27 protein-coding genes and 1 pseudogene are annotated in these 24,028 nt (G+C 32.8%); 12 read left to right on the top strand and 16 right to left on the bottom strand.

Annotated elements, in window-relative coordinates; translation table 11 throughout:
• Positions 1-89: 89 nt before the first annotated feature.
• The 9 genes from HYG84_RS06035 to HYG84_RS05995 form a co-directional block, all read right to left on the bottom strand.
• Positions 90-503, bottom strand: coding sequence for a hypothetical protein (locus HYG84_RS06035; RefSeq protein ID WP_212381271.1), 414 nt, complete (start codon positions 501-503; stop codon positions 90-92).
• The gene (locus HYG84_RS06030; RefSeq protein ID WP_212381269.1) at positions 482-1,297 is read right to left on the bottom strand and encodes a GNAT family N-acetyltransferase; all 816 of its coding nucleotides are present in this window, start codon (positions 1,295-1,297) and stop codon (positions 482-484) included. The genes HYG84_RS06035 and HYG84_RS06030 overlap by 22 nt, the downstream gene beginning before the upstream one ends.
• A gap of 336 nt (positions 1,298-1,633) precedes the next feature.
• Positions 1,634-2,455, bottom strand: coding sequence for a MerR family transcriptional regulator (locus HYG84_RS06025; RefSeq protein ID WP_212381268.1), 822 nt, complete (start codon positions 2,453-2,455; stop codon positions 1,634-1,636).
• 1 nt (position 2,456) lies between these two features.
• Complete coding sequence (locus tag HYG84_RS06020) at positions 2,457-2,621, bottom strand: hypothetical protein (RefSeq protein WP_212381266.1); 165 nt, start codon at positions 2,619-2,621, stop codon at positions 2,457-2,459.
• Positions 2,622-2,650: 29 nt separating this feature from the next.
• Positions 2,651-3,361 (bottom strand): DUF1361 domain-containing protein, encoded by a 711-nt coding sequence (locus tag HYG84_RS06015; protein ID WP_212381264.1) that lies wholly within the window; start codon positions 3,359-3,361, stop codon positions 2,651-2,653.
• Between the two features lie 86 nt (positions 3,362-3,447).
• The gene (locus HYG84_RS06010; RefSeq protein WP_249168745.1) at positions 3,448-3,978 is read right to left on the bottom strand and encodes a flavodoxin domain-containing protein; all 531 of its coding nucleotides are present in this window, start codon (positions 3,976-3,978) and stop codon (positions 3,448-3,450) included.
• Between the two features lie 419 nt (positions 3,979-4,397).
• Positions 4,398-5,207, bottom strand: a complete 810-nt coding sequence (locus HYG84_RS06005) for a class I SAM-dependent methyltransferase (RefSeq protein WP_212381260.1) — start codon at positions 5,205-5,207, stop codon at positions 4,398-4,400.
• 73 nt (positions 5,208-5,280) lie between these two features.
• Entirely contained in the window at positions 5,281-5,769 is a 489-nt protein-coding gene (locus tag HYG84_RS06000; protein ID WP_212381259.1) for a hypothetical protein, read from the bottom strand.
• A 307-nt stretch (positions 5,770-6,076) separates the two neighbouring features.
• On the bottom strand, positions 6,077-6,664 hold the full coding sequence (locus tag HYG84_RS05995; RefSeq protein ID WP_212381258.1) for a GNAT family N-acetyltransferase: 588 nt from the start codon (positions 6,662-6,664) through the stop codon (positions 6,077-6,079).
• A 356-nt stretch (positions 6,665-7,020) separates the two neighbouring features.
• Between HYG84_RS05995 and HYG84_RS05990 the strand changes: the two genes are divergently transcribed.
• From HYG84_RS05990 to HYG84_RS05980, 3 genes are all read left to right on the top strand, one after another.
• Positions 7,021-7,938: an ROK family protein gene (locus HYG84_RS05990; protein WP_212381257.1), complete on the top strand. Its 918-nt coding sequence runs from the start codon at positions 7,021-7,023 to the stop codon at positions 7,936-7,938.
• Between the two features lie 68 nt (positions 7,939-8,006).
• Positions 8,007-9,563: an ABC-F family ATP-binding cassette domain-containing protein gene (locus tag HYG84_RS05985; RefSeq protein WP_212381256.1), complete on the top strand. Its 1,557-nt coding sequence runs from the start codon at positions 8,007-8,009 to the stop codon at positions 9,561-9,563.
• Between the two features lie 103 nt (positions 9,564-9,666).
• Entirely contained in the window at positions 9,667-9,831 is a 165-nt protein-coding gene (locus tag HYG84_RS05980) for a hypothetical protein (RefSeq protein WP_212381255.1), read from the top strand.
• Positions 9,832-9,971: 140 nt separating this feature from the next.
• Here HYG84_RS05980 and HYG84_RS05975 read toward each other — a convergent pair whose 3' ends face one another.
• From HYG84_RS05975 to HYG84_RS05965, 3 genes are read right to left on the bottom strand one after another with little or no spacing between them, the layout of a single operon-like run.
• The gene (locus HYG84_RS05975) at positions 9,972-11,555 is read right to left on the bottom strand and encodes a hypothetical protein (RefSeq protein WP_212381254.1); all 1,584 of its coding nucleotides are present in this window, start codon (positions 11,553-11,555) and stop codon (positions 9,972-9,974) included.
• Positions 11,556-12,947 (bottom strand): sensor histidine kinase, encoded by a 1,392-nt coding sequence (locus HYG84_RS05970; RefSeq protein WP_212381252.1) that lies wholly within the window; start codon positions 12,945-12,947, stop codon positions 11,556-11,558.
• A gap of 1 nt (position 12,948) precedes the next feature.
• A complete protein-coding gene (locus HYG84_RS05965) occupies positions 12,949-13,650 on the bottom strand; it encodes a response regulator transcription factor (protein ID WP_212381250.1) in 702 nt (233 codons plus the stop codon).
• 295 nt (positions 13,651-13,945) lie between these two features.
• Between HYG84_RS05965 and HYG84_RS05960 the strand changes: the two genes are divergently transcribed.
• Both HYG84_RS05960 and HYG84_RS20815 read left to right on the top strand, forming a co-directional pair.
• Positions 13,946-14,701, top strand: a complete 756-nt coding sequence (locus HYG84_RS05960) for a DUF3298 and DUF4163 domain-containing protein (RefSeq protein WP_212381248.1) — start codon at positions 13,946-13,948, stop codon at positions 14,699-14,701.
• An 86-nt stretch (positions 14,702-14,787) separates the two neighbouring features.
• Positions 14,788-14,934 carry a BhlA/UviB family holin-like peptide gene (locus tag HYG84_RS20815; protein ID WP_212382093.1) on the top strand — a complete coding sequence of 49 codons (147 nt, stop codon included), beginning with the start codon at positions 14,788-14,790 and terminating at the stop codon, positions 14,932-14,934.
• 239 nt (positions 14,935-15,173) lie between these two features.
• On the opposite strand, the gene HYG84_RS05950 is transcribed toward HYG84_RS20815, so the two are convergent.
• Entirely contained in the window at positions 15,174-15,341 is a 168-nt protein-coding gene (locus HYG84_RS05950) for a hypothetical protein (RefSeq protein ID WP_212381246.1), read from the bottom strand.
• Between the two features lie 398 nt (positions 15,342-15,739).
• Here HYG84_RS05950 and HYG84_RS05945 point away from each other — a divergent pair, with 398 nt between their 5' ends.
• On the top strand, positions 15,740-15,919 hold the full coding sequence (locus HYG84_RS05945; RefSeq protein ID WP_212381244.1) for a hypothetical protein: 180 nt from the start codon (positions 15,740-15,742) through the stop codon (positions 15,917-15,919).
• A gap of 7 nt (positions 15,920-15,926) precedes the next feature.
• Positions 15,927-16,037, top strand: a pseudogene (locus tag HYG84_RS20280) (transposase); the annotation flags it as partial.
• A 50-nt stretch (positions 16,038-16,087) separates the two neighbouring features.
• On the opposite strand, the gene HYG84_RS05935 reads toward HYG84_RS20280, so the two are convergent.
• Positions 16,088-16,225, bottom strand: coding sequence for a hypothetical protein (locus tag HYG84_RS05935; RefSeq protein ID WP_212381240.1), 138 nt, complete (start codon positions 16,223-16,225; stop codon positions 16,088-16,090).
• Positions 16,226-16,916: 691 nt separating this feature from the next.
• Between HYG84_RS05935 and HYG84_RS05930 the strand changes: the two genes are divergently transcribed.
• The 5 genes from HYG84_RS05930 (at position 16,917) to HYG84_RS05910 (ending at position 21,716) form a co-directional block, all read left to right on the top strand.
• A complete protein-coding gene (locus tag HYG84_RS05930; protein ID WP_212381238.1) occupies positions 16,917-17,588 on the top strand; it encodes a response regulator transcription factor in 672 nt (223 codons plus the stop codon).
• Complete coding sequence (locus HYG84_RS05925) at positions 17,578-19,002, top strand: sensor histidine kinase (RefSeq protein ID WP_212381237.1); 1,425 nt, start codon at positions 17,578-17,580, stop codon at positions 19,000-19,002. Before HYG84_RS05930 ends, HYG84_RS05925 begins: the two co-directional genes overlap by 11 nt.
• A 154-nt stretch (positions 19,003-19,156) precedes the next feature.
• Complete coding sequence (locus tag HYG84_RS05920) at positions 19,157-20,590, top strand: FtsX-like permease family protein (RefSeq protein ID WP_212381235.1); 1,434 nt, start codon at positions 19,157-19,159, stop codon at positions 20,588-20,590.
• 9 nt (positions 20,591-20,599) lie between these two features.
• Positions 20,600-21,274: an ABC transporter ATP-binding protein gene (locus HYG84_RS05915; protein ID WP_212381233.1), complete on the top strand. Its 675-nt coding sequence runs from the start codon at positions 20,600-20,602 to the stop codon at positions 21,272-21,274.
• Positions 21,275-21,371: 97 nt separating this feature from the next.
• Positions 21,372-21,716: a hypothetical protein gene (locus tag HYG84_RS05910; protein ID WP_212381231.1), complete on the top strand. Its 345-nt coding sequence runs from the start codon at positions 21,372-21,374 to the stop codon at positions 21,714-21,716.
• A 98-nt stretch (positions 21,717-21,814) separates the two neighbouring features.
• Here HYG84_RS05910 and hisC read toward each other — a convergent pair whose 3' ends face one another.
• Both hisC and buk read right to left on the bottom strand, forming a co-directional pair.
• Complete coding sequence (gene hisC / locus HYG84_RS05905) at positions 21,815-22,927, bottom strand: histidinol-phosphate transaminase (protein WP_212381229.1); 1,113 nt, start codon at positions 22,925-22,927, stop codon at positions 21,815-21,817.
• A 34-nt stretch (positions 22,928-22,961) separates the two neighbouring features.
• On the bottom strand, positions 22,962-24,026 hold the full coding sequence (buk, locus tag HYG84_RS05900; RefSeq protein WP_212381227.1) for a butyrate kinase: 1,065 nt from the start codon (positions 24,024-24,026) through the stop codon (positions 22,962-22,964).
• Positions 24,027-24,028 lie beyond the last annotated feature (2 nt).

Genomic DNA, 24,028 nt, shown 5'->3' with positions numbered 1-24,028 from the left:
GCCTTTTTCTCTTATCTCTTTATCATTCAGTTGACCGCAATGCCTACATTTAATCTGTATGTTAATTACATAAGCATTAAAATTGTAATTTACTTCTTTTTACATAATAGTAATCCATGATTACTCATCCCTAGAATACTCTTTTCTCTGCAACTTTTTAAATTATAATATATCCATGCATTATACTCTTCATCATTCATTTCATCTATAGCATTTCGTAAATATGGACTTATTCCGTCAGTTCCTATATGATCAATTATTTCAACATTAAATTTACCCATAAATGACTCCATATCGCTAGGCGAGGTAAAAAAGGCATCTGTCCAGAAACATTCATCTTCTCCTTCTCTTATAACCCCTGTATTTAAAATCTTATCTATAAAGTTATGTGTAAGAAAGTTTTTATCTCTTATCATTACTGAGTTTAATACAAAATGTTTGTTTATATATGCAACCGCTAATAATCTACCTTTAGCTATAACTAAAAATTGAACCAATAGCATCTATATTGATCTCTTTTTTCAAATCCTAGTTTTTCTGCCAATTTCTTCGAACCAATATTATCTTCGCTACAATCCCAGTAAGGTATGATATCTTGTCTATAACAGTCTTCTATATACTTACTGGCTAATGCATAAGCATATCCTCTTCTTTTATATTCCTCTAATGTTTCTATTCCTATTGTTTGAGTTTTGCCTGCTTTAAAACCCGAGTAACAAATACTTACTATTTCGTTGTCTTCTATGGCGTAATAGCATATTCCATTATCAAGAAAATTATCAATCGTGCCCCAAAACAACTCCAGTTCAGCTATAACAAAATCTAGATTTCTAATCTCCGTTTCAAATATCCCTTTATTCACTTTCCTTATATCAAGGCCATTAATTAAATGTGCCTCATATGTAAATCTGTTTTTATTCAACCCATATACTAATTGATATCCGTATTTAACGCCTGTTTCTTTAAACAGCTCTTCAATCCTTCGGTCCCATTTAATATTAACACCAGATATCTCAAACCAATTTATTTCTTTATCTATTAGTCCATTAATTATCTTATCTTTGATATACTCATTTATATATTTTAAAAAGTTATCGTTATTATCATCACCAATAAAGTAAAACCCCTGTATTCCTTGATTCCATACTAAAGCTGATCTAGGTTTATGTTTGTCATCAACATATATTTTTCCTGGATTATTGTTGTCTATAATAGCACGTACTTCAGGAAAGTTTTCCACATCTTCTATCAAATAACTTACTTTATAATAATCACAATAATCAATCTCATAAATCATTGCAAATCACCCTCTTTTTCTATTAACTTAGATTTTGACGCAAATCTCTATTTAATCAAAACTCTATTTTAGGACTATTGTCTTTTTAAATCTCTTAATTTAGTAATTCGCAATACTCTATTACCTCATTAATCATAATATTTACCTCCTGAAATTTAGAATACTTTTAAAAATATTCTATTTATATCTTATATACATCTAAATTCAAAATATTTGATTAATTGTATATATTCGATACCTAATTTTATTTTCCTTTTATATAAATCTAATATCTTAAGTAAAAAAAACCTACAGAATCACTCATAACAGTAACTCTGTAGGGTTATTTATACAGTTTTATCCCTTTATTTTCTGTACTGGAAACTGGATTTCAGTAATATACTCATTTGGGTCTAAAGTCATCCACTCTCCCTTTAGGTACAATTCTCTCTGTGATCCGATGATCTCATACTTATTCTCTTCGATCCACTTAGACATGGCATTATAAGCCATATGAAGAGTCTGGTATGGTCCTTTATGAACAACACATGCCATTTCTTTTACACTCTCCAGCTCTTTCACCTTAATTCTTTCAGTGTCAGGTAGGTCGCCATCAATTGGTTCAACTACCTCGGCATCAACACACTCTTCCTTATATCCTGTATCATGATATATAACCATACATGGTGGAAGTATTTTAGCACCATACTTTTCTATATGAGATCCCAATTCTTCCCATAAGTGTCCCTGATCACTATAGGTTGGAATAATATCTCTTAGTGTTGCAACTCTTACAGGTTCAATTTCTTTTAACACAATATCATACTCCATAATGTATCCCTCCTGTTTACATATTCTAATAAAAGTTTCAATACGACTTAATCTTGCTTGCTCATTCCTTATTTTGTCTACAACTTCCGAATGTTTCAACTCCAAGAGAGTTTGTATTTGCTCTAAATCCATATTCTTATTTAGAATCAAGGCAATTTCTTCCAGAGAAAATCCAATATCCTTTAACGCAAGTATTCGGTTTAACCTTGGCATCTGACTAGCTGAATAGTACCGATATTTTGTAAAAGAATCAATTTTTTCAGGCTGTAACAAACCAAGACTGTCATAATGTCTTAGTGTTTTAATTGTTACCTTGTTTAGTCTTGCAAAATCTCCGATTTTAAACATTTTAATCACCTATGTGCACATATTTGGGAGCCCTTAAATAAATTATAGACCCTTCCCTAACAGGAGAGTCAATATAAGTTCTAAAAATATTTAAACTTTCATAAGCAATTAATCCTACATTTTGTAGGTTTCCTATAGTATTGCATCCAAAATATATATCTTGCATCAAAATCCCTCTTTTATCTCTTATGCTTCTTAATTAGTAATCCTATCCTCACCTAGGTATATAAATAAATAAAATATACCATAAATAAGCAAGCTTAGTAGAGAGAAGTAAAAAGTAAAGGTAGCATCAATTCTATCTATATTAGATATTACAAACTTTACTATATTTAAAGGATTAAAAATCACGTCCCAAGAATTAAATCTAATAAATCTTCCTAAATAAATTGCATATCCACTAAGCAAGTGAACAGTAATTGCAAATATCCATCCAACTAACTTACCTTTACGCTTTTCTATGTATTTATGAAATATATAAAGTGATAAAACGCTTAATGCACAGCCTAAGAAAACTCCAAAAGTTATTGAAAAAAAGTTATTCCATGTTTGAAGATCAAAGTTATATAATACTCTACTTTCCCCAGAATAAGGGGTATAATTGGGGTTTGGATAATAAAACTTTTCATTACTTAAATGGATATAATCCGTTATTATGTAAACTGCATTGGGAAAAAAGAATAACCATAAAAAGCTTGAAAAAAATGTAATAATACTCTTTGTAGAAGATAACTTTCCTCTTAAGTTCCTTCTAAATATTAGTGCAAACACCATAGGTGCCCAAGCTAATATTAAATTCCAAATTAAATAGAAAGTATCAAATGGTCCTCCAAATACAAGCCAACAAACTAATACTAAAGAAAGTAATACTAATATTATAGTTACTGTGTTAATCTTTTTATCCATTGTTTCACTCCTTGTGCCTTATGTAAATCTTTTTATTCGATGACTTACAATTTCCAATATTTTATTCATTTAATTATAAATTATGATTACCTTATGTTGGTTATCGTTTTTACATATTCAATCAATGGGTTTATATATTCTTTTTTTGAATGGTCATTTGATTTAGTAATTGTATCATACATACCTTGCTCTTCTGGTGATTTATCTTTTTTAATCTTTAACATAGCTTTAAATATACTCATCATCCCTTTGCTACCAATTCCCATCGTTTCATAATTCATACCGCTGTGAAAATAGAAAAGGTGAAAAGTTTCTTTTTCTTCCAATGAAAAATTTGCATTTTCAATTTCTTCGATTTTTATAGCCTCTTTTGGTGTTGCACCTGTGGCAAAAACAATTATGTTTTTATCTTTCATTTTCAAAATACTATTTTTGATAGATTTAAGTCCATTAATCTTACCGGCGTGTAATCCTCCGCCAAATATAATAGTGTTATAGTTTTGCAATTCATTTATATTTACATCTTTTATAGAAAGAGCTCTACAATCCAATTCTTCCGCAATCCATTCAGCATATTTTTGTGTAAATCCTGTACTTGACTTATATAAAACAATCACTTTTTCCAATGTTACTCCCTCCTTTTTATATAAACAATATTTATTGTCCTTAAGCATAGTAATACAAATTACAACCAACTACCCATATTAAATTATCCATGCACATTATTGCACAAATGATAATTTGCTTCGCATGCTCTATTAAATATCTTTTGTACAGATTTCTCGGTTAAAAAACATATTTGCTTAAACTTAAACTTTTTCTATAAGAGAGTCTATGTACACATATTGTGTTAATTTCTTAAAACTTATAAAGCATACATATATTTATGCTATTCTTCATTTCCACTATCTTCTCTTAGCAAACTATAGTCATCTTTTCATTAATTACTTCTGTTCTCCCTGTTTGCACATATCCTATCTTTTAAGCATGAATTCCAAAACATCAATAATAATATCAAGAATCGGTTCTATCCAGATCACTCCTTCTTTACAATAACATGCAAATGTTCCGTAGCATCCCTATATTGACGTAATTCACAATACTCGGCAGCAGATTTTAAATAGTTTTCATATACATCTGGCATATATCTGTAAAGATTATTTACTTGTGTCCCTAATCCTGATAAAAAGCTTTCTGCCCCAGCATATGATATTATTTTAAAGCCTACTTCTCTTATCTCTTCTAGTGCCAATGGTGGTGTAGTAAAATATGTAACTGTAAAGCTGTCTTCTGCTGAAAACTTTAAATCTCCCTCAATATATCTCTGAAAATGCCCTCTATTCTGAAAACTTTCTGGGAATTCGCCTACACTTGCCCTAAGTACACCCCATGTATTAATGTAAGATATCAGTGCAGTACCATTCTTTTTCAATATTCTATAGGTATCTTTCAATACCTTTTTCCTATCCTTCTGGCAATGTATATGATACAACGGCCCCATTACCAAAACTCCATCAAATGCGTCATCTGGTAAAAAATCTAACCCCAATGCACTTTTACAATAATAATCTTCAGCCTTTAGGTTATTTTCTTCTATTTTTCGTTTAGCAATCTCTAGCTCATTGTTTGATATATCTAAAAGGCTAACTTTATATCCCTTCTTCAAAAGTTCCAAAGAATACCTTCCTGGTCCTGATCCTATATCAAGAATGTGACCTGTCTTAGGAAAATACTTTTCTATTAAATAAACTGTAGAATTATACTCTATTCTTGAATACGAGTTATTTAATCTATTCCATTCTGCCTCTGCAGCTTTATCATAGTACTCTCTTACTTTATCGATCATGAAAATTCCCCCTAAAACATATATTTTTCATCTAATTACCTCTTTTTGTCTTAAGCTCCATCAATTAATAATCTCATTTCTTTTTTAGCGCATCTAACTCCTTATTTAATTCCCTAAGTCTTGATTGTAATGTATTTAATATCTTGTTTACTCTATTATGAGTATCCTTTGCCTTGTCTAATGAATCCCGTATTTTACCTTGTACAAACCAATCTGCCATAAGACCATCCAAAAAGTAATCTGCAAAGGTTACAAAGGATCCAATTTCTATATTAATATCTGTTGGCAAATTTATATCTGATAACTCCCTATTAAATACACTGAGCATCCTTTGTGCATGTTGCGCTTGCTCCTTTGCTCTATCTAATTTTGAATGCTTTGCAGCAGTAACTAAAAATCCACCGCCAAACATATCCCATATACCCCAGCCCTTAGCACTTTCAAGAGATTTTATTACTTTTTCCAAAGCAATTTGAGCACTGTTTCCTGCTGCAATAGCTTCTTTAACTTCTGCAATATTCGATTCCAAATCATGAATCTTCCTGTTAAGATCTTCTAGCATAACAATAACCTCCTTATAAAGTTGATAAATTCCATTATTTTGACTTCTGTCGCTACTTAAATTTTTAAGCAAAGGCTTCAAAATTTCAAGTGCCTAAGGTTCAACTAAGATTCAGGTGGAGTTAAAACTCCGCCTGAATCTAGTTTTCTATATAATTCTTCATACTTATATCAATTCCTTGTATATAGTATATATTTTATAAATTAATGTAAAATACATATTTAGAAAATAATAAAAAGAACCTTAGCAAGTAAACTTACCAAGGCTCTATTTCTGTATATTAAATATTTAACTTTAGTATCTTTAACTAAATAACCTGATACTTATGAAAAAACTCTGTCTTACCAATCCTTTCAAAACCTACCGATTCGTAAAACCTAATAAGTTTTTCCTTTAATACTATCATCTGTTCATCATTAGGGTTCATAATATATTTTACTTCCCCGTCTATCTTCTCTAAAGGTCCAGGCATCAAATATATACAAGATATATCCCTATCTATGTGGTCATATAAAAACTGTGGTAGCTCATCAAATATCCTTCTACCTATGCCATTTCCTCGATGTTGTTTCTCGATGAACAATTCGGTAATATAAAGTGCGTTATTTCTACAGTCACCCTTAGACAATACTTGAATATAGAAGCTCTTTATTTCTTCTTCATCTTCCTTGTCGTTAAATTCTAGAACTTTTAATACCTCATCAGATTTTAGCTCTTTAAGAATATGATCTGTATTTAGTAACACTCCCTTTATATAACCTATTTTACCTCTTTCATCAGTGATGTTGATTGTAATTTCCTTTTTATAATTCCATAGCTTTAATTCAGATTGATTATTCCTATTACTATCACTATCACTGTCACTATCATCGCTGTCTGAACTATTAGTTCCCATTGATAACACCTCTAATTTTTATTTTTGTTCATATTAATTATATTATTTTACATAAAATAACTCAATTTTGATTTTTCTTGAAAAATATATACTTATTCATCATCTATTATAGTATTACCAATTTCCATTGAAAAATCCTATTATCCCTTATTAATCCTCTGTTTATCACTATGATTTGATTATATATTAAGACTTTTAATAATAAATTTTTGTTATTTGTATTATTTAAGATAATAGCTTTCATATAATTTACAATATTATTTTCTATGTTTTTTAGTTTGACAGTATAGTAATGCCATGGTATGTTTTCCTTAACTGAGTTTTTAAATCTAAAATAACTTTGTGGGGTGATGTACTTGGATAAAAAATATTGGATCGGAATCGACTTAGGTGGTACAAATATTCGTGTAGGCTTGCTTAATAATGAAGGTGTTATTTTAAAAGAAAAAAGAGAATTGACGGAAGCTGAAAATGGACCAGAATACATTATAGAAAAATTAAAATCTATGATAAGTACAGTTAAAGGTAACTATAATATTGAAGCTATTGGAATCGGTATGCCCGGATCGCTAGATCCTTACAAAGGTATAGTACTAAATGCTGTTAATCTGCATGGATGGAAAAATATTCATTTATCGAAAACTCTAGAACAATATTTTAACACTCCTTGTTTTATTGAAAATGATTGTAATGTAGGAGCACTTGCAGAGGCTTTAGATGGAGCTGGAAAAGGGTTCCCAATAGTTTTTTATATTGCTATAGGAACTGGTGTTGGTGGTGGTCTTTGTATAAATGAAGAAATAATCTCAGGCTCTACTGGACATGCAGGAGAAATTGCTAATATTATAGTAAGAGAAAGTAAATTTAAACATGGCTACTTAAACTATGGATCCCTGGAAAGCTTTGTAAGTGGCACTAGTATTTTAAGAATGGCTAAGGATAAAGGCTTAAATATACAGTATGCTAATGAAATATTTAGTTTAGCTAATAATGGTAATACTATAGCGTCTGAAATTGCAGAAATAGTAGTTGATTCACTGGCAAGAGGAATGTCAGCAATTGCACATGTTGTAAATCCGCACATTTTCGTAATCGGTGGAGGGGTTACAGTTTCTACACCTAATTTTATCGAAAGGGTAAATAATAAATTTAACCAGTATATATACCCCGTCATGAAAAATAAGATACATGTAGAGTTGTCTCAAATACAAGATCCTGGAATTATAGGGGCAATGTATATGGCTAAAAAACGAATGCAGAAAATTTTCTTTTAAATATCCCTTTTGTCATATATAATCTATTATGTATGTCAGTGTATAACAAGTATCGAAGGGAGAATAATATGAGTATTTTAACAGTTAAAAACCTAACCCACGGCTTTGGAGATCGTGCCATATTCAATAATGTTTCTTTCCGTCTTTTAAAAGGAGAGCATATTGGCCTTATAGGAGCTAATGGTGAAGGTAAATCTACTTTTATGAATATAATTACTGGAAAATTAGATCCAGATGATGGACAGATTGAATGGTCAAAACGTGTAAGAGTTGGATATTTAGACCAGCATACAGCTCTTGAAAAGGGAACATCTATACGAGATGTGCTCAAGGGAGCATTTAAATATTTATTTGATCTAGAAACTGAAATGAATGAAATATGTAATAAAATGGCTGATGCATCAGAAGATGAATTAGAAAAACTCCTCGAGGATATGGGAACAATACAAGATACATTAACTAATAATGACTTTTATATTATCGATTCTAAAGTCGAAGAAATTGGTCGGGGACTTGGGCTAGAAGATATTGGTCTTGATCGTGATGTACAGGACCTAAGTGGTGGGCAAAGAACAAAGGTTTTACTAGCTAAGCTTCTTCTTGAAAAACCAGACATACTTCTATTAGACGAGCCTACCAACTATTTAGATGAGCAGCATATTGAGTGGCTAAGAAGATATTTACAAGAATATGAAAATGCCTTTATTTTAATCTCACACGATATTCCTTTCCTTAATAGCGTTATTAACTTAATATACCATATGGAAAATCAGGAATTAAATCGTTATGTAGGAGATTATGATAACTTTACTAATATTTATGAATCTAAAAAATTACAGCTTGAAGCTGCCCATAGAAAGCAACAACAAGAAATTGCAGATTTAAAAGACTTTGTGGCTAGAAACAAAGCTAGGGTTTCCACTAGAAACATGGCAATGTCTAGACAAAAGAAGCTTGATAAAATGGATATTATAGAGCTACCAGACGAAAAGCCAAAACCTGAATTTAACTTTAAAGAAGCTAAAACCCCCGGTAGGCTAATATTTGAAACAAAAAACTTAGTAATAGGATATGATGAGCCTCTTTCTAAGCCACTAAACTTAAGAATGGAACGTGGACAAAGAATAGCTCTAGTAGGCGCCAACGGACTTGGTAAAACAACACTCCTTAGAAGTATACTTGGAGAGATAAAGGCTATTTCTGGTGATGTAGAGCTTGGAGATAACCTAGCCACTGGCTATTTTCAGCAAGAAATAAAGGAAGCTAACTACAACACCTGTATTGAAGAAGTATGGCAGGACTTTCCTTCTCTTACTCAATACGAGGTTCGTGCAGCCCTTGCAAAATGTGGATTAACTACAAAACATATTGAGAGTAAGGTTGTTGTACTAAGCGGCGGTGAGCATGCCAAAGTACGTTTATGTAAGCTTATTAATAAGGAAACTAACCTATTAATTTTAGACGAGCCTACTAACCATTTAGATGTAGATGCGAAGGACGAGTTAAAGAGAGCACTAAAGAACTATAAAGGCAGTATTCTTCTTATTTGTCACGAACCTGAATTTTATCGAGATGTTGTTACAGATGTTTGGAACTGTGAGACTTGGACAACTAAAATTGTATAGCTATAGATATAAAATGCGACAGTAAAAGTTCAAATGATATGCTCCCTATATGTTAGACAGATTAAATAAACAAAAATCTGAATAACATATAGGGGGTATTTTTATGGCAAGATCTAAATACTCAGCTGAAATGAAATATAATATTTTAAAGCTAGCTGAATCTTCTGGAGAAACCAATTCTCCATTTACTTTTATAATTTATCTCCCTCCAATCAGAGCAATCCATATTTCTTTGCCTTACCATGAAGTGTTTATTTTGGAATTTTAAGAGTTCTAGCTACCATAGCACAATTCTATCCAGCTACTTTAAGAGTTGATTGAATAAGCTGTTTTTCATATTCCTCTACAAATAGCAAGGGATGAGGAGCTACCTTCTCATCCCACTAAATATTTTTATAAAACTTTCTGTTAATCTAATAGCTGACCTCCAGATTTTTGGAATATACCTTCCCAGCTTTCTACATATTGCCCTGTTGCCCATTCTGCCATTATAATGGTTTCTCCTTCTTTTAGCTTTAATCTCTCCTTAGGATACCTTCCTAAATCATTACCATATATGTCATAAATAAGAAGCTCTCTTTTTGTAAGGACTATAGCTATATCTTTATTAGGAGATGTATATGCATCTAAAGCCCTTGGTACTCTATCTTTTATATTTGTCCAAGGCACAAATAAAGTATCATAAAATACTACCTTGGGAGGCGGTATTAAGTTAATACTATAATCAGCCACATTAAATTCTTTCTCCTTAGTATAATTAATTCTTCCTTTTAAAAACCAATGTCCTAGCTTTCTCTCCATTCCAAAGTTTTCTAGTAATTCTTCCCTATATAAAATATTGCGATTATCTATTTCTAGATAGTTAATCGCCCTCTCCCATGCAGACTTTATGGATATAACACCCGTTTCATCTAAGATATCTGATATTTTTACTCCACGACCATTAGGCAATCCATCTATAGGAAGTATCTGTAGCTTACTACTTTCCCAGTTTTCACTTCCTACAATATATTCTCCTTTTCCTATAGTTTCAACAGATATATAATCATTACCAACATAATTAATTTTCCTTTTTATTTCCCCTATTTTTTCTCCCCACCTGGAAAAATCTAGCTCTGATGTTACATCTCCATCATTTGTGGGTATCTCCTCATTCCGCATCATTCTAGCCTTTAATTGTATTTCTGCCTTATTGTCTTCCATCAAAACATTATTAGCTAATATATATTGTTCTGATCTACCATCTTGGGCTGCCTTTTTCGTCTCTATTTTCCAAAACCCACTTCTACGTGGAAAAAATATATTTTCTATTTCTAAAATAGGATTTATTTCATTATTTTTTGATGAAATCCACAATGTTCTGTAGTTGTACTCATTTTCAGAGTCATCGCTGTTACTCTTATTTTCAGATCTAAGACCTATTAAAACGCCAGTGTGAATTAAGCTATCTTTTTCAATTTGTATATTTATCTCTTGATTATTTTCATCATCACTTTTACTTGAAATATATTGGTCAACTTCATCTGATATTTTACTTAAATAAAAACTATTACCCTGTATTTTTAATATTAGCTCATTCTCTTTTATTATTAAAACCTCACAAAAAAACTTGTCTTGATCTATAACAGTAATTACCTCTACTTCCTTATTTGGAAATACAAAATTCGATGGTAATGATTTAGAATTGAACAATAAGTATTCTTCTCCATTTACCCTCTTCATTTGATATTGGGGATTTTCTAAGATAGATTCTCCTAAGGACATATATCTGTCAGAAAACTGCGCCTTTTTACCCAACCATTCTTCTTTATCTTCCTCTTTATTAGAAGAAGTAGTCATTAAAACCTCAGATATTTCCCAGGTCCCTCTAATTGGTATTAGCTGATTTTGAGGAGGTACTATCTTTTCTGCGGAATCTGTACTAGGACTTGAACAGGCGGAAAGCATTAGACTTATAGCAAGTAAAAAAACTAATATCTTAACTGTCTTCATCTAAACACACTCCTCGAATGGTACATTAATTATTATTTCTGTACCCCTATTAAGTTCACTTCTAATTTCAAATGTTCCATTCATTAACTTAATTATTTCGTCGCATATAGATAATCCAATTCCACTCTGAGATTGACTAGTTTTTCCCTTGTAGAATTTCTCTTTAACCTTTGGTAGATCTTCTTCTGCTATACCACAGCCTGTATCCTTTATATTAAAAACAAAATTATTATCTTCATAAGATGCAGTTAAAACAACACTACCTCCAGATGGAGTAAATTTAAATGCATTATCTAAAACATTAATAAATACTTGCTTTAACCTATTACCATCAGAGCAGGTAATTGGCATATTATCCTCTACCATAACCTTAAAGTTTATATTGTCTCTAGTAGCCCTTGGTGTTAATTGTTTTCTAATATGCTCTATTATGTTATTAATATTTAAATCTTCCTTTTCAAGAGTTATCTTTCCGGATACAAACTTAGAAAAATCTAAAAGTTCCTCTACCATATTAGTCAATCTATCACTTTCAGCTTCAATAATATCTAATCCGTCGGACAAAATTTCTCGATCGTCATAACTATGCTTTAAGGTAATCGCCCAACCTTTAATAGAGGTTAAGGGAGTTCTTAGCTCATGAGATACAGACGAAATAAAATCATTTTTAAGTGCATCCTTCTTCATAATCTCTTGAGCCATATAATTTAAAGTATCCGATAGTTTTCCAATTTCATCGTCATATTTTTTTATGCTTTTTGTTTTAAAATCTCCAAGAGCCATTTTTTCAGCAGATTCGGTTACGCTTTTTAATGGGCCTATTATAGTGTTGGCTAATAAAACAGCAACAAGACTGGATATTAAAATTACGATACCCCCAAATCCAATAAAGATTAAAGATATAGTTTTTATATCTTGATTTACCTCTCTTAAGGATGTAATAAATCTTAATACTCCAACAATATTTTCTCCAGATTTTAGAGGATATGAAATAGCCATAACCTTATGTTCATCGTACTCTACTTTTCCTATCCATGTTCCTCTTTCACCATTAATAGCCTTAATTACATCCTCTGTATTTATAGGATTAGGTGAAATGACTCCAATAGAATCCATTAATACCATCCCACTCTTGTCTAATATTTCTACTTGAGCCTTTGTTTGCTTCCAAAAAGTATCTACATTATTTAATATATTTTCGTGAAGCGTTGCATCAGAAAAATATCTAGAATATAAATCGGCTGAAAGCCTAATTTGATTATTTAGACTTTCTTCTAAATTTTTATAGTAATTTTCCTTAACTATATTAATCAAAAATATTTCAAGAGTAACAACAGTAATCACAACAATAAATATGAAATTAATTGCTAATCTCTTTTTTATACTCTTCATATTACTTTGCTCCCCTTAGTCTATAGCCAACTCCCCAAACAGTTTCTATTATTTGTGGACTTGATGGATCATCCTCTATTTTCTCTCTTATTCTTCTCACATGAACATCTACAGTTTTCATATCGCCAAAGTAATTTTTGCCCCATACTATATTTAAAATTTCATCTCTACTAAATGCCTTATTGTTGCCTTCCATAAACATCTTCATCATTGAAAACTCTATGGGAGTAAGCTCTATTTCGATTCCTCTTTTATAGAACTTTTGTGCCTCTAAATCTAACTCAAATTCTCTAAAGGTAATAGCCTTTTTCAATTGACCCCTTGCATTGTCAATTTTTCTAAGGTTTGCTCTTATTCTAGCAATTAGCTCCAGCGGATTAAATGGCTTTACCATGTAGTCATCGGCGCCCAGCTCTAATCCCATTATTTTATCCATGTCTTGACTTTTAGCCGTTAGCATAATAATAACTATATTTGGTATAGATTTTCTAACACTCTGGCATACTTCAAATCCATCTATACCAGGGAGCATAAGGTCCAAGACTACTACTCTAGGTTGTACTCTTCGTATTATATCCAGAGCTTCTTCTCCAGATGCAGCTTCTAAAACCTCAAAACCTTCTCTATTTAAATTGATAGATAAAAATTTTCTAATGGAGGACTCATCCTCAACAACTAGTACTTTTATTCTTTCTTCTTGCATACATAACACCTGCCCTTTATTTATATACTCGATTATCTACTTATCTGTATTTTACTATAGTTTTCTTCATCTAGCTATAAAATATGGCCTTAAACTTATGAAAAAAGTTAAAGTTTTACCTATTAGTAACTATTGCCTTTTTCTTTAACCTTTTTGTAATTTCTTTTAATTAGTTTGTAAAGCAAAAAAAGTTCATAAGATATACTATAGGGTCAATACATAATATAAAAAAACTCAAGTAGTAAATCTTATTATGCTTTAAATTATTAAACAAAATTTGATAGGAGAGATATTTATGAAAAGAAAAATTTTTATCCCTGTAATGCTTATATTAATTGGTTCGGTAACTGCAGGTTGTGCAAATGGAATGACTCCTTCAACCTATGGTAGTAAGCAGCAAGGCATAGTACAAACCTTAGAAGTAGAGACTAAAGCAATATCCGACGATAACGAAACATTAGAAAGTAGCATTAAACTTCCTGTGTTCTCTAGCGAAAATAATAAGGAACTTTTAAATGAAATAAACACTCTTCTTGAAAAAGATGCATTAAAAATAAAAGAAGAACTATCACAAATGGCTGAGAATGATTTTAAAGATGCAAAAAAAGAAAATATAGAACTTCATAAGTATGAGTTATTAGTAGATTACGAAGTCTATACAGCAAATAGTGAGTTAATAAGCGTAACAGTTTTAAACTACCAATACACTGGTGGTGCTCATGGTATGAGTGTAAAAGTTCCTTACAACTTTGATCTAAGAACTGGTAAAGAAATTGCTTTAGAGGACTTCTTTAAAGAAGGAAGTGACTATAAAAAAGTAATTAACGAAGAGATACAAAAACAAATAAAAGAAGATCCAGATAAGTTTTTCCCAGACGAAGTAGAAGTATTTAGCGGTATTAATGATGAACAATCCTTCTTTATAAAAGATGGAAAGCTAGTTATTTACTTTGGCCAATATGAAATCGCACCTTATTCATCTGGCATAATAGAGTTTGAAATTCCAAATAGTATTTTGAAAGATGTTGTTTCTCCTTCCTTTATTAAATAGATCTTTAATACAAAAAAGCTTCTCATGTGAGGAGCTTTTTTCAACGTCTATCTTCTTAAATAAATTTTGAACGCTAATGAAAATATATAAAGTATATATATTTTTTCTTCATAATTTTAAAAGCTCAAGAAAAAAGAGATATCAAACAAGAAGAAAGAGAATGTAAATATCGGGAAATTATTTCTACATTAACAGGTAAGCTAAATGTTTTTGAAGATGTAAAAAAGATGTAGAAGAAGTTAAAGCATATGTAACAACACAAAGGAATGAATAGTAAAATAAATTTTAAAAATGGTTGATTATTTTAACTTAAATCTCCTTTTATATAGTGTAAGACGAAAATAGTTGGCCAATAGAGAGAGTCTTGCAAAAAAACAACAAAGAGAGGAGAAATAAAATGTCATATATTAGGGAATTAAATATTAGAGAACTTGATCAACTCATAGATTCAGTTAAAGATGCGGAGAGATCTCTAGTTTTTTCTTAGTTTTAAATTAAAAATATATACTATTCCAAGAATTACTGAATAATAATAAATAACTTTAACATTATTTAGAACTTCAGTAAATATTATAGCTACTATTGTGAGTATAGAAAGAATAATTAAATTATAAAAAATATGTTCATCATTATTTTCCATCTATATATCTCCTAGTATAATATATTTAAAATAATTTTTTATTCAGTTTCCAGCTGTTCTTTGACAATCGAATTGTGTTAATAAATATATAAAAATATTTCATAGGGTCTTTGACTTTTGGCGATGTTCCAAGATAATAATCTTAGAGAATCACTTGTGGAAATTCTTTCGTCTCCTGTAGCTTTGACTACTTTCTAGGTCTGTCTCCCTAGCATTCGTTTAAACTTCTAACCAGCAGGCTGTTCCCTCTGATAATCTTCGCTGAAAGATAGCAGCTTTCAGGTAGCCCAAAAACCAGAGTAAGTTCTTATATGCGAGGCCGATTGATCAACGAAAGCGCTGGGGACATCCTGAAGAGTTCATTTCCCTTGATCCTACTATGAAAGGAGGCTAACTTCATGAGACATTTTGTTGGTATTGACATTAGTTCTTTTGATATGAAAGTTTGTATTCTTGATACTAATGGTGATAAACTTAAAGCTTTTACTGTTGATAACAAGTTAAAAGGTACTGAATATCTAAGAGATCTAAATGCTAAAGTTTACAACATTAATCCTAAGTATTGGAAAACTTGTTGATGGTATTCCTAATACTTTGCGAACCATTCCAGGCATTGGTCCTGTTTATGCAGCAGGTCTTTTAGCTGAAATTAGTGATATTAACCGTTTTGAAGGTCAAGCTTCTTTAACTAAATATGCTTAATTTTATAAAAATATACATAGTTATATCGTTCTTCTTTTTACCATTTATCCCGCTTCCATAGGTAGCCTGGTCCAATGATTACTCCTTGCTTCATTAGCTGTTCGATATGCCTTATCAAATACAATTACAACATACTCTGGTACTCTAGCTACAAAGTTATCAGTCTGTTGCTTTAAATTCATTGTATAGATATCAAATAATACACTCCAATTGAAATTTTCAATTTAGATATTAATACTATTATATTTTTAATATCTTACATTAATAGCTACGAATAGTATTATACATTTAAATCATAGATCATTCTCTAAAGAACTTTAGTATTATATACCAAAATATAGCTACTATTACAAAAGTGATAGTTAATAACGTTTGAAAAGCTCTAAAGGAATAATATTTAAATATTGAATATGCCAGCATAATTATACCAAATATATAAAATGATACTCCAATATATTTATTAGGAAAGTCAAAAAACCTACGCATCAAAGGAATAGTTATAAAGATGATAAAAAAAAGAGTTAAATATATATGAGTATATTGTATGGAAGTATTTATATTTGTTATTTGATAGAATTGAAGTCTATTGAAAAACGAATGTATATCTGAAAAACTCTCAATAGTTAAATACGTTATTGTAGCATAAATAAATATATTGATAGAATATATGAAGCATATATATTTTTTTTCATATGATTCCTCCATATATAAATTTAAGTGATAGACAAATAAGCATTAGGTATATTTTACCATATGCTTATAAATATATCAATAGAACACTTTACTATATTATTATATAACCATTTTTTACCGTATTTAATATTGTTAGATTTGAGTTAGATTACCATGCTATAATATTTCAGAGGTGATTATGTGGATATTCAGATACTGGTTGTTGAGGATGATATGCATATTTGTAATATGGTAGCGAAATTCTTGATTAAGACAGGCTATTTTGTAGATATCTGTTCGGACGGAGATGAGGCACTGGAACAATTGTATAATAAAAATTATCATCTTATTATACTTGATATCATGCTTCCCGGTATGAATGGTCAGGAACTTCTAAAGGAATTGCGAAAAATGCATGATACTCCTGTTTTGATGATGACTGCGTTGAGTGACGACATAAATCAGCTTATGTCTTTTTCAAACGAAGCAGACGACTATGTTATCAAACCTTTCTCCATGCAGATTCTTGTAAAACGAGTTGAAGCACTTCTGCGGCGCAGTGGAGCAATCAGAAAGGAAATAACGTTAGGCAAAATGACATTATACCCTGAGAGCTACAGCGCCAGATATGATTGCGAAAACATACAACTTACACCAAAGGAGTTTGACATATTAGCCCTTTTCGTGCAATATAAAGGAAAAATAGTTACACACGAAACGTTGATTATAAAAATATGGGGATACAACTTTGACGGTAATGAGGGCATAGTTCACGCCAGTATTAAGAAACTGCGGGATAAGCTTCCTGTTAATATCATAAAAACCGTTAAAGGAGTGGGTTATTGTTTGGAGGACGTAAGCAATGAAGCATAGAGTTTTGGGCATTTTCGGCAAGGTGTTTTCTTATACGATGCTAATTTTGATTCTGGTCATAGTCATTACGTTTGCCTTTTTTGCTGAACAGATTAAAACAGTTGTAGAATCTGCACAAAGGCAGCAGATATCGACTGTATTCGAGCCTCTTCTACGCCAGTTAGAGGGAAAAACCAACGAGGAAATCATTGAAGTCGCAGTAGATTTTCATAAGAAAAATGCTTCTTTTGAATTTTCTTTTATATCCTTGGATAAAGAAATTTTATACAAAACCAAAAACTTTATCATGCCTGAAAACGACGTGCTTTTGCTCAACCCCAAAAATGTTATTGTCAAAGGTTATCATTTGACGCAAAATAAGTTTCATTTTACCGCCAGCTCAAAGGGTCAACAGACTCAATTTGTAACTCTTGCTTCCGAAAACGTACGGTTGTTTGTTAGCGGCACTATATCCAGTACAGACATATATAACAAGTTTACCGAAAAAGCCCTCATGGCTTTACTTTTAATAATTATGGCAAGTGCGCTCGCGGCAGTCATATTTGCCGGAAGGATCGCAAATCCAATCAAGAAGATAGTCAGTGATACGAAGAAGATGTCCGATTTAGAGTTTGTTCCGGCTCCTGATGTCCGCAAGGATGAAATTGGCCGACTTGCGCAGGATGTCTATAAAATGTATAAAACGCTGAAAGCAACAATCAATCAGCTTGAAATAGAAATAGAGCGAAAAAAAAAGATGGAAGAAAATCAACGCTACTTTTTCTCGGCAGCTTCACATGAGTTAAAGACTCCAATTGCCGCAACTAGCGCTCTGCTTGAAGGTATGCTTGAGAACGTGATAGAGATTTCAGAATATCCGCAGTACCTGCGTGAATGCCTGAGGATGATGGCTGAACAAAACAAGCTTGTTTCCGAAATTCTAGAAATCGTAAGCTTGAATGAAGATACCATAGCTCTTGAAAAAGAACACATCAATCTGGGAAGCTTTGTATCGAAAATATTATCTCCTTATCACGCTATAGCGGATGCTAAAGAGCAGAGTATAAATGTTGATATCGCTGAAAATGTTGTTTGCGCAGTCGACACCAAGCTTTTTGGAAAAGTATTATCCAATGTCATTATGAATGCAGTACAGAACACGCCTCAAAAAGGGAAAATTAAAATCAATACTAGCAAAACAAAGGGCGGCGTTCGCTTATGCATCATCAATACGAATGCAGATATTCCGGACGAAATATTACCTAAGCTCTTTGAGCCTTTTTATAGGGAGGATAAAGCAAGAAATCGAGATTTAGGACGAAGCGGACTAGGGCTAACCATTGTAAAAAAAGCGTTAGATATTATGAAAATTGAATTTTCACTGGAAAGCACACGGGACGGTGTATTGTTCAGAATGGATTTGCCATGTAAATAAAGATTGGTGCAAAAAAATTAACCAGCATAATTGCAGTGCTGGTTAATTTTTTTGCACCAATCTTAAAAGTTAGATTAAGGTTAGACAGGGATGTTATTCTGTTTTTAGGTGACTAACCGGAAGTCACCTAAAAATTTTTTAAGGAGAGGATAACATGTATATTTTTCAAAATGCTTTTCGCAATGTTCTGCGTAATCGCGGCAGAAATATATTGATTGGCACAATTATTTTTGCAGTCATTATTACTTCGGTAATTGCGCTTATGATTAGCAATACAACAAGCCAAATTATTGACGATTATAAAAGTCGTTTTGGGGCAGAAATAACCCTTCAACCAGACATGCAGAAAATACGCGATGAGGCAATGGCTAACAGCACTGATGGACGAGTTATGGTTCGCATCCCAACAATCCCGGCAGATCAACTTATTGCCTTTGGGGAGTCAGAATATCTGCAAGACAGCGTATATACAGCTAGTTCGGGCGTAAACAGTGAATCAATCACTCCGATTGACGCAGAGCTTGGCGGTGGCAGTGGTATAAGGATGATGGGTGGCAGTCCGGACATAGCGATGGACCCGCCGATGCAATTTATGATGAACCTTTTTGGTAATAAATTTACTGAGTTTGAAGAAGGAATGAGAGAGCTTGCCGAAGGCAGAATGCCGCAAGAAATGAACGAGTGTATCATCAGCACGGATTTGGCGGAGGCAAACGGCATCCAGCTTGGCGACACGCTGCCATTTTACAGCGAATTGAGAAACATGCAGGAAGGTGTACGAGCTGATACGTCTTATGAATTGACAGTAGTAGGAACATATTATGACGTAACCGACGAATACTCGGAAGGCTCTATGAGAAACGCTTTTACCAACCGTCGCAATGAAATATTAACAAATTATGAGACTGTCGTGCAGGAAATACAGCCTGATATGACAGGGATAAAAGTAGAAGCTAAATACTACCTGAAAGAGCCTGGCATGTTAGACGCATTTGCAGAAGAGGTATATGCAAAGGGATTGGCCAAGACTTTTAATGTTACCACAGACGAAGTCTCGTACAGCAAAATTGTCGGCCCTGTGGAAGGCCTAAAGGGTATAGCCGTGACGTTTATGATTGTGGTTCTGATATTTGGTGGCATCATTATCGCACTTCTTTCTTCCATCGCTATACGAGAAAGGAAATATGAAATCGGCGTTCTTCGTGCCATGGGTATGAAAAAGCACAAGGTTGCTTTTGGATTATGGTCAGAAATGCTGATAATTACTTGTTTATGTCTATTGTTGGGACTTGGCGCAGGCAGTTTGGCGGCGCAGCCGATTACGAATGCATTGCTTGCAAATCAGATAGAAGCGGCAGAGGCGGTAGGAAATGCCCAGGGCAACGGCGGGGGCATGATGATGCCGCAGCTTTCTTCATCGTCGTCAAATAATGCGGAACCGTTAAGTAATATTGATATCTCGCTCGCCCCTAACACAATCATTCAAATCATAGCACTGGCGCTGCTGCTCGCGTCTCTAGCTGGCTTTGCATCTGTCGGCAGGATCACAAAATACGAGCCGATTAAAATTCTAATGGAAAGGAATTAGGTGATATTTATGAGTGTATTAACACTGAGAAACGTGTCCTACAAATACGAGGGCGTTAAGAAAAATGTTCTCAAGGGTATAAGTGCAGAATTTGAGTCAGGAAAAGTTTACACAATCGTTGGCAAATCTGGCTCGGGCAAGTCAACTATGTTATCCTTAATTGCGGGTCTCGATATCTGTAAAAACGGCGAGATTTTATATAAGGATAATGACTTAAACAAAATAGACCGCGATGATTATCGGGCGCAAGGCATTGGCGTGGTCTTTCAAGCATATAATCTGATTACTAACGCCACCGCAGTTGAAAATATCGTACTTTCGATGAATATCAGCAAAAGCACTGAAAAAAATAAAACAGAGTTTGCATATGCCATTCTCGAAAAGGTTGGCATAGACAGAGAAACAGCCGAAAGGAAAGTATTAAAGCTTTCAGGAGGAGAGCAGCAGCGCGTTGGCATCGCGCGGGCGCTTTCGCACAATCCCGATATTATTATAGCTGATGAACCGACCGGAAATCTGGATAAAGATACGGAATCGGAAATATTAAAGATTTTTGCGTCACTGGCCCATGACGAAGGCAAGTGCGTAATCATTGTTACCCACTCTAAAAGGGTTACGGCTATCGCGGACGTAATTTTGGGTATAAGCGATGGAAACATTATGGTGTTAAAGTCGCAAACCTAAAAAAAATGATAACCTGGCATAAATATCCGCAAGCCATAGTTTTAAGGCTTAGCGGATACATTAGTGATAAAATATCCGCAATGGAGGGAAATAAATAATGAAAAAGAATTATTCCATATTCAGCATAATTCTATTTGTATTGTCCGGCTTGCTTACCGCCTATTCTATATGGGCTTTTATACATTGTCATAACTATATATCTGGTGCAATAGATTCAGGACACTTGGTAGCAAGTGGAAATGAGTTTGATATTGCTAATTTCTATATGTCAAATTCCTTACAATATATACTTTTTGCTGTTCTCATATTCACTGCAGGATGGATGCTTCGCAAACCGTCTACATATATCAAAGAAATAAAAGCTGAGTCATCATTAGTTATTCAAAAAAACGATGATGAAAACCTTGATGAATGGTTTGAGGAAATGCGTCAGGAAAAATAAGAATTCGAAATAATCCACATATACTAATAGTATAATTAAAGGGTAGATATTCCAAAGAACATCTACCCTTTATTAACATAAACTTAATATAATATGATTTAACAACTAACAGCCTCAGCTTTAAGAATCCCATCAAGTTTATTAATAAACTTTTCGGTTTGTTCAATAGTTCCAGTACTAACTCTTATCCAATTATCCCACTTCCATAGGTAGCCTGGTCTAATGATTATTCCCTGCTTCATTAGCTCTTCGAATACTGGCTTAGAATGGGTATTTATATTTGCAAATATAAAGTTTGCATTAGACTTTATATATTCTAAGTCATTTTCCTCAAAATACTTTTCCATAATAGCTATGGAATCGTAGTTTAACTTAATAGTTTTCTCAATATGCTCTGTATCTTCTAACGCGCCTAGCGCAGCAGCTTGGGCTAATACGTTAACATTAAACACATCCTTAACTTTTCCCATCTGAGCTGCAATCTCCCTAGATGTAAGGGCATAGCCTACCCTAACTCCAGCAATACCTGCCACCTTAGAGAAGGTTCTAAGTAAAATAGTATTTGGTCTTTCAGCCAAAATATGAAGAGATTCTGGATAGTCTGGATTAACCTTAGCATAATCATAGTATGCCTCGTCAAATACAATTACAATATCCTCTGGCACCTTAGCTACAAAGTTTTCAATCTCATCCTTTGATAGAATATTGCCTATAGGATTGTTTGGATTACAAATATAAATTATTTTTGTTTTATCATTAATTCTTTCGATAAATCCATCTAGATCGTGCTTATAGTCCTTTAATGGTAGTTGAATAGGAACACCACCCATATTAAGTACACTTGTTTCATATAATCCAAAGGTAGTATCCGCCATTAAAGCTTCATCACCATGGCTTATAAATGTTTGAGCAATTATTTGTATAATCTGCTCTCCACCATTCCCTGTAGCTATATTTTCATGACTTAAATTAGTTCTTTTAGCAATTTCTTGCTTTAATTTCATTGCATAGGCATCTGGATAAATATTAATATTTTCTGCTTCTCTCTTAATAGCCTCTACTGCCTTTGGTGAAGGTCCTAGAGGATTTTCATTAGATGCCAATTTTTCTATTTGATCTATTCCATATTCCTTTTGTACCTCTTCAATAGGTTTTCCAGGAACATAAGGTCTTAGTGCATCTAGTTCTTTTCTAAACAAATTTTTAGACATATAACCTACACTCTCCTTAGTATCAATATATTTATTAATCTAAATCATATTCGTATGCTTCTTCTTCCCCCTTAAGCACTCTTAAGGCCCCCAGAGCTAAAGACTCTAGCTCGTTTTCGCCTGGTAATATTTCCACTGGAGCAATAAAAGCTACCCTCTTTACAATCCAATCTGTAAGCATTTCTGAATATGCAATTCCACCAGTAAGTATAATTTTATCTATTTTTCCTTCTAACACTACAGAAAGCTCGCCTATAGCCTTCGCAATTTGATAAGCCATGGCTTCGTAAACAAGTTTTGCATATTCGTCTCCATTATTAATTCTATTTTCCACCTCTAGGGCGCTATTTGTATTTAGGTAGGATACTAAACCACCATTACCCCTAAGCTTTTTCTTTACAATAGGTTGCTCATTAGTATAACACATACTAACTAGCTTATCAGTAGGTAGCACACCAGCTCTCTCTGGTGAAAATGGTCCTTCTACATCCGATACCATATCTACCATTCTACCCTTTTTATGAGCACTTAAGGATATTCCCCCACCTAAGTGGGCAACTACAAAGTTACATTCCTTATAGTTTTTACCTATACTTCCAGCTGTCTTTATAGCAGCTGCCCTCATATTAAGACAATGGGTTAGGCTCTGTCTTTCTATATCAGCTACACCTGAAATTCTTGCAATATCATCTAACTCATCTACGGAGATAGAATCATAAATAAATGCTTCTACTCCGATGGATTCTGCTATTTCCTTAGCTATTATTGCTCCTAAATTAGATGCATGCTCAATTATTGGTCTGTTCTTTAATCTATCAACCATCGCATCGTTTACTCTATAGGCTCCCGAACGTACTGGAGGAAGTGGGCCACCCCTACCTACCACTGCTGTAAGCTCTTTTACATTAAAGTTGTTTTCATTTAAAAAGTCCATTATTTGCTTATATCTCATCTCGTATTGATCTGTAATACTTTTATATTTTGCAATCTCTTCACTAGGGTGCTCTATATTCTTTTTATATATTTCTTTAGTATCCTCATATATTGCGATTTTTGTTGAAGTTGATCCTGGGTTTATAGCTAGTATTTTAAAAGACACTT

The organism is Alkaliphilus sp. B6464, assembly GCF_018141165.1.
Lineage (GTDB): Bacteria > Bacillota > Clostridia > Peptostreptococcales > Natronincolaceae > Alkaliphilus_B.
The sequence above is the reverse complement of the archived record's forward strand: the minus strand, read 5'-3'. Positions and strand labels throughout refer to the sequence as shown.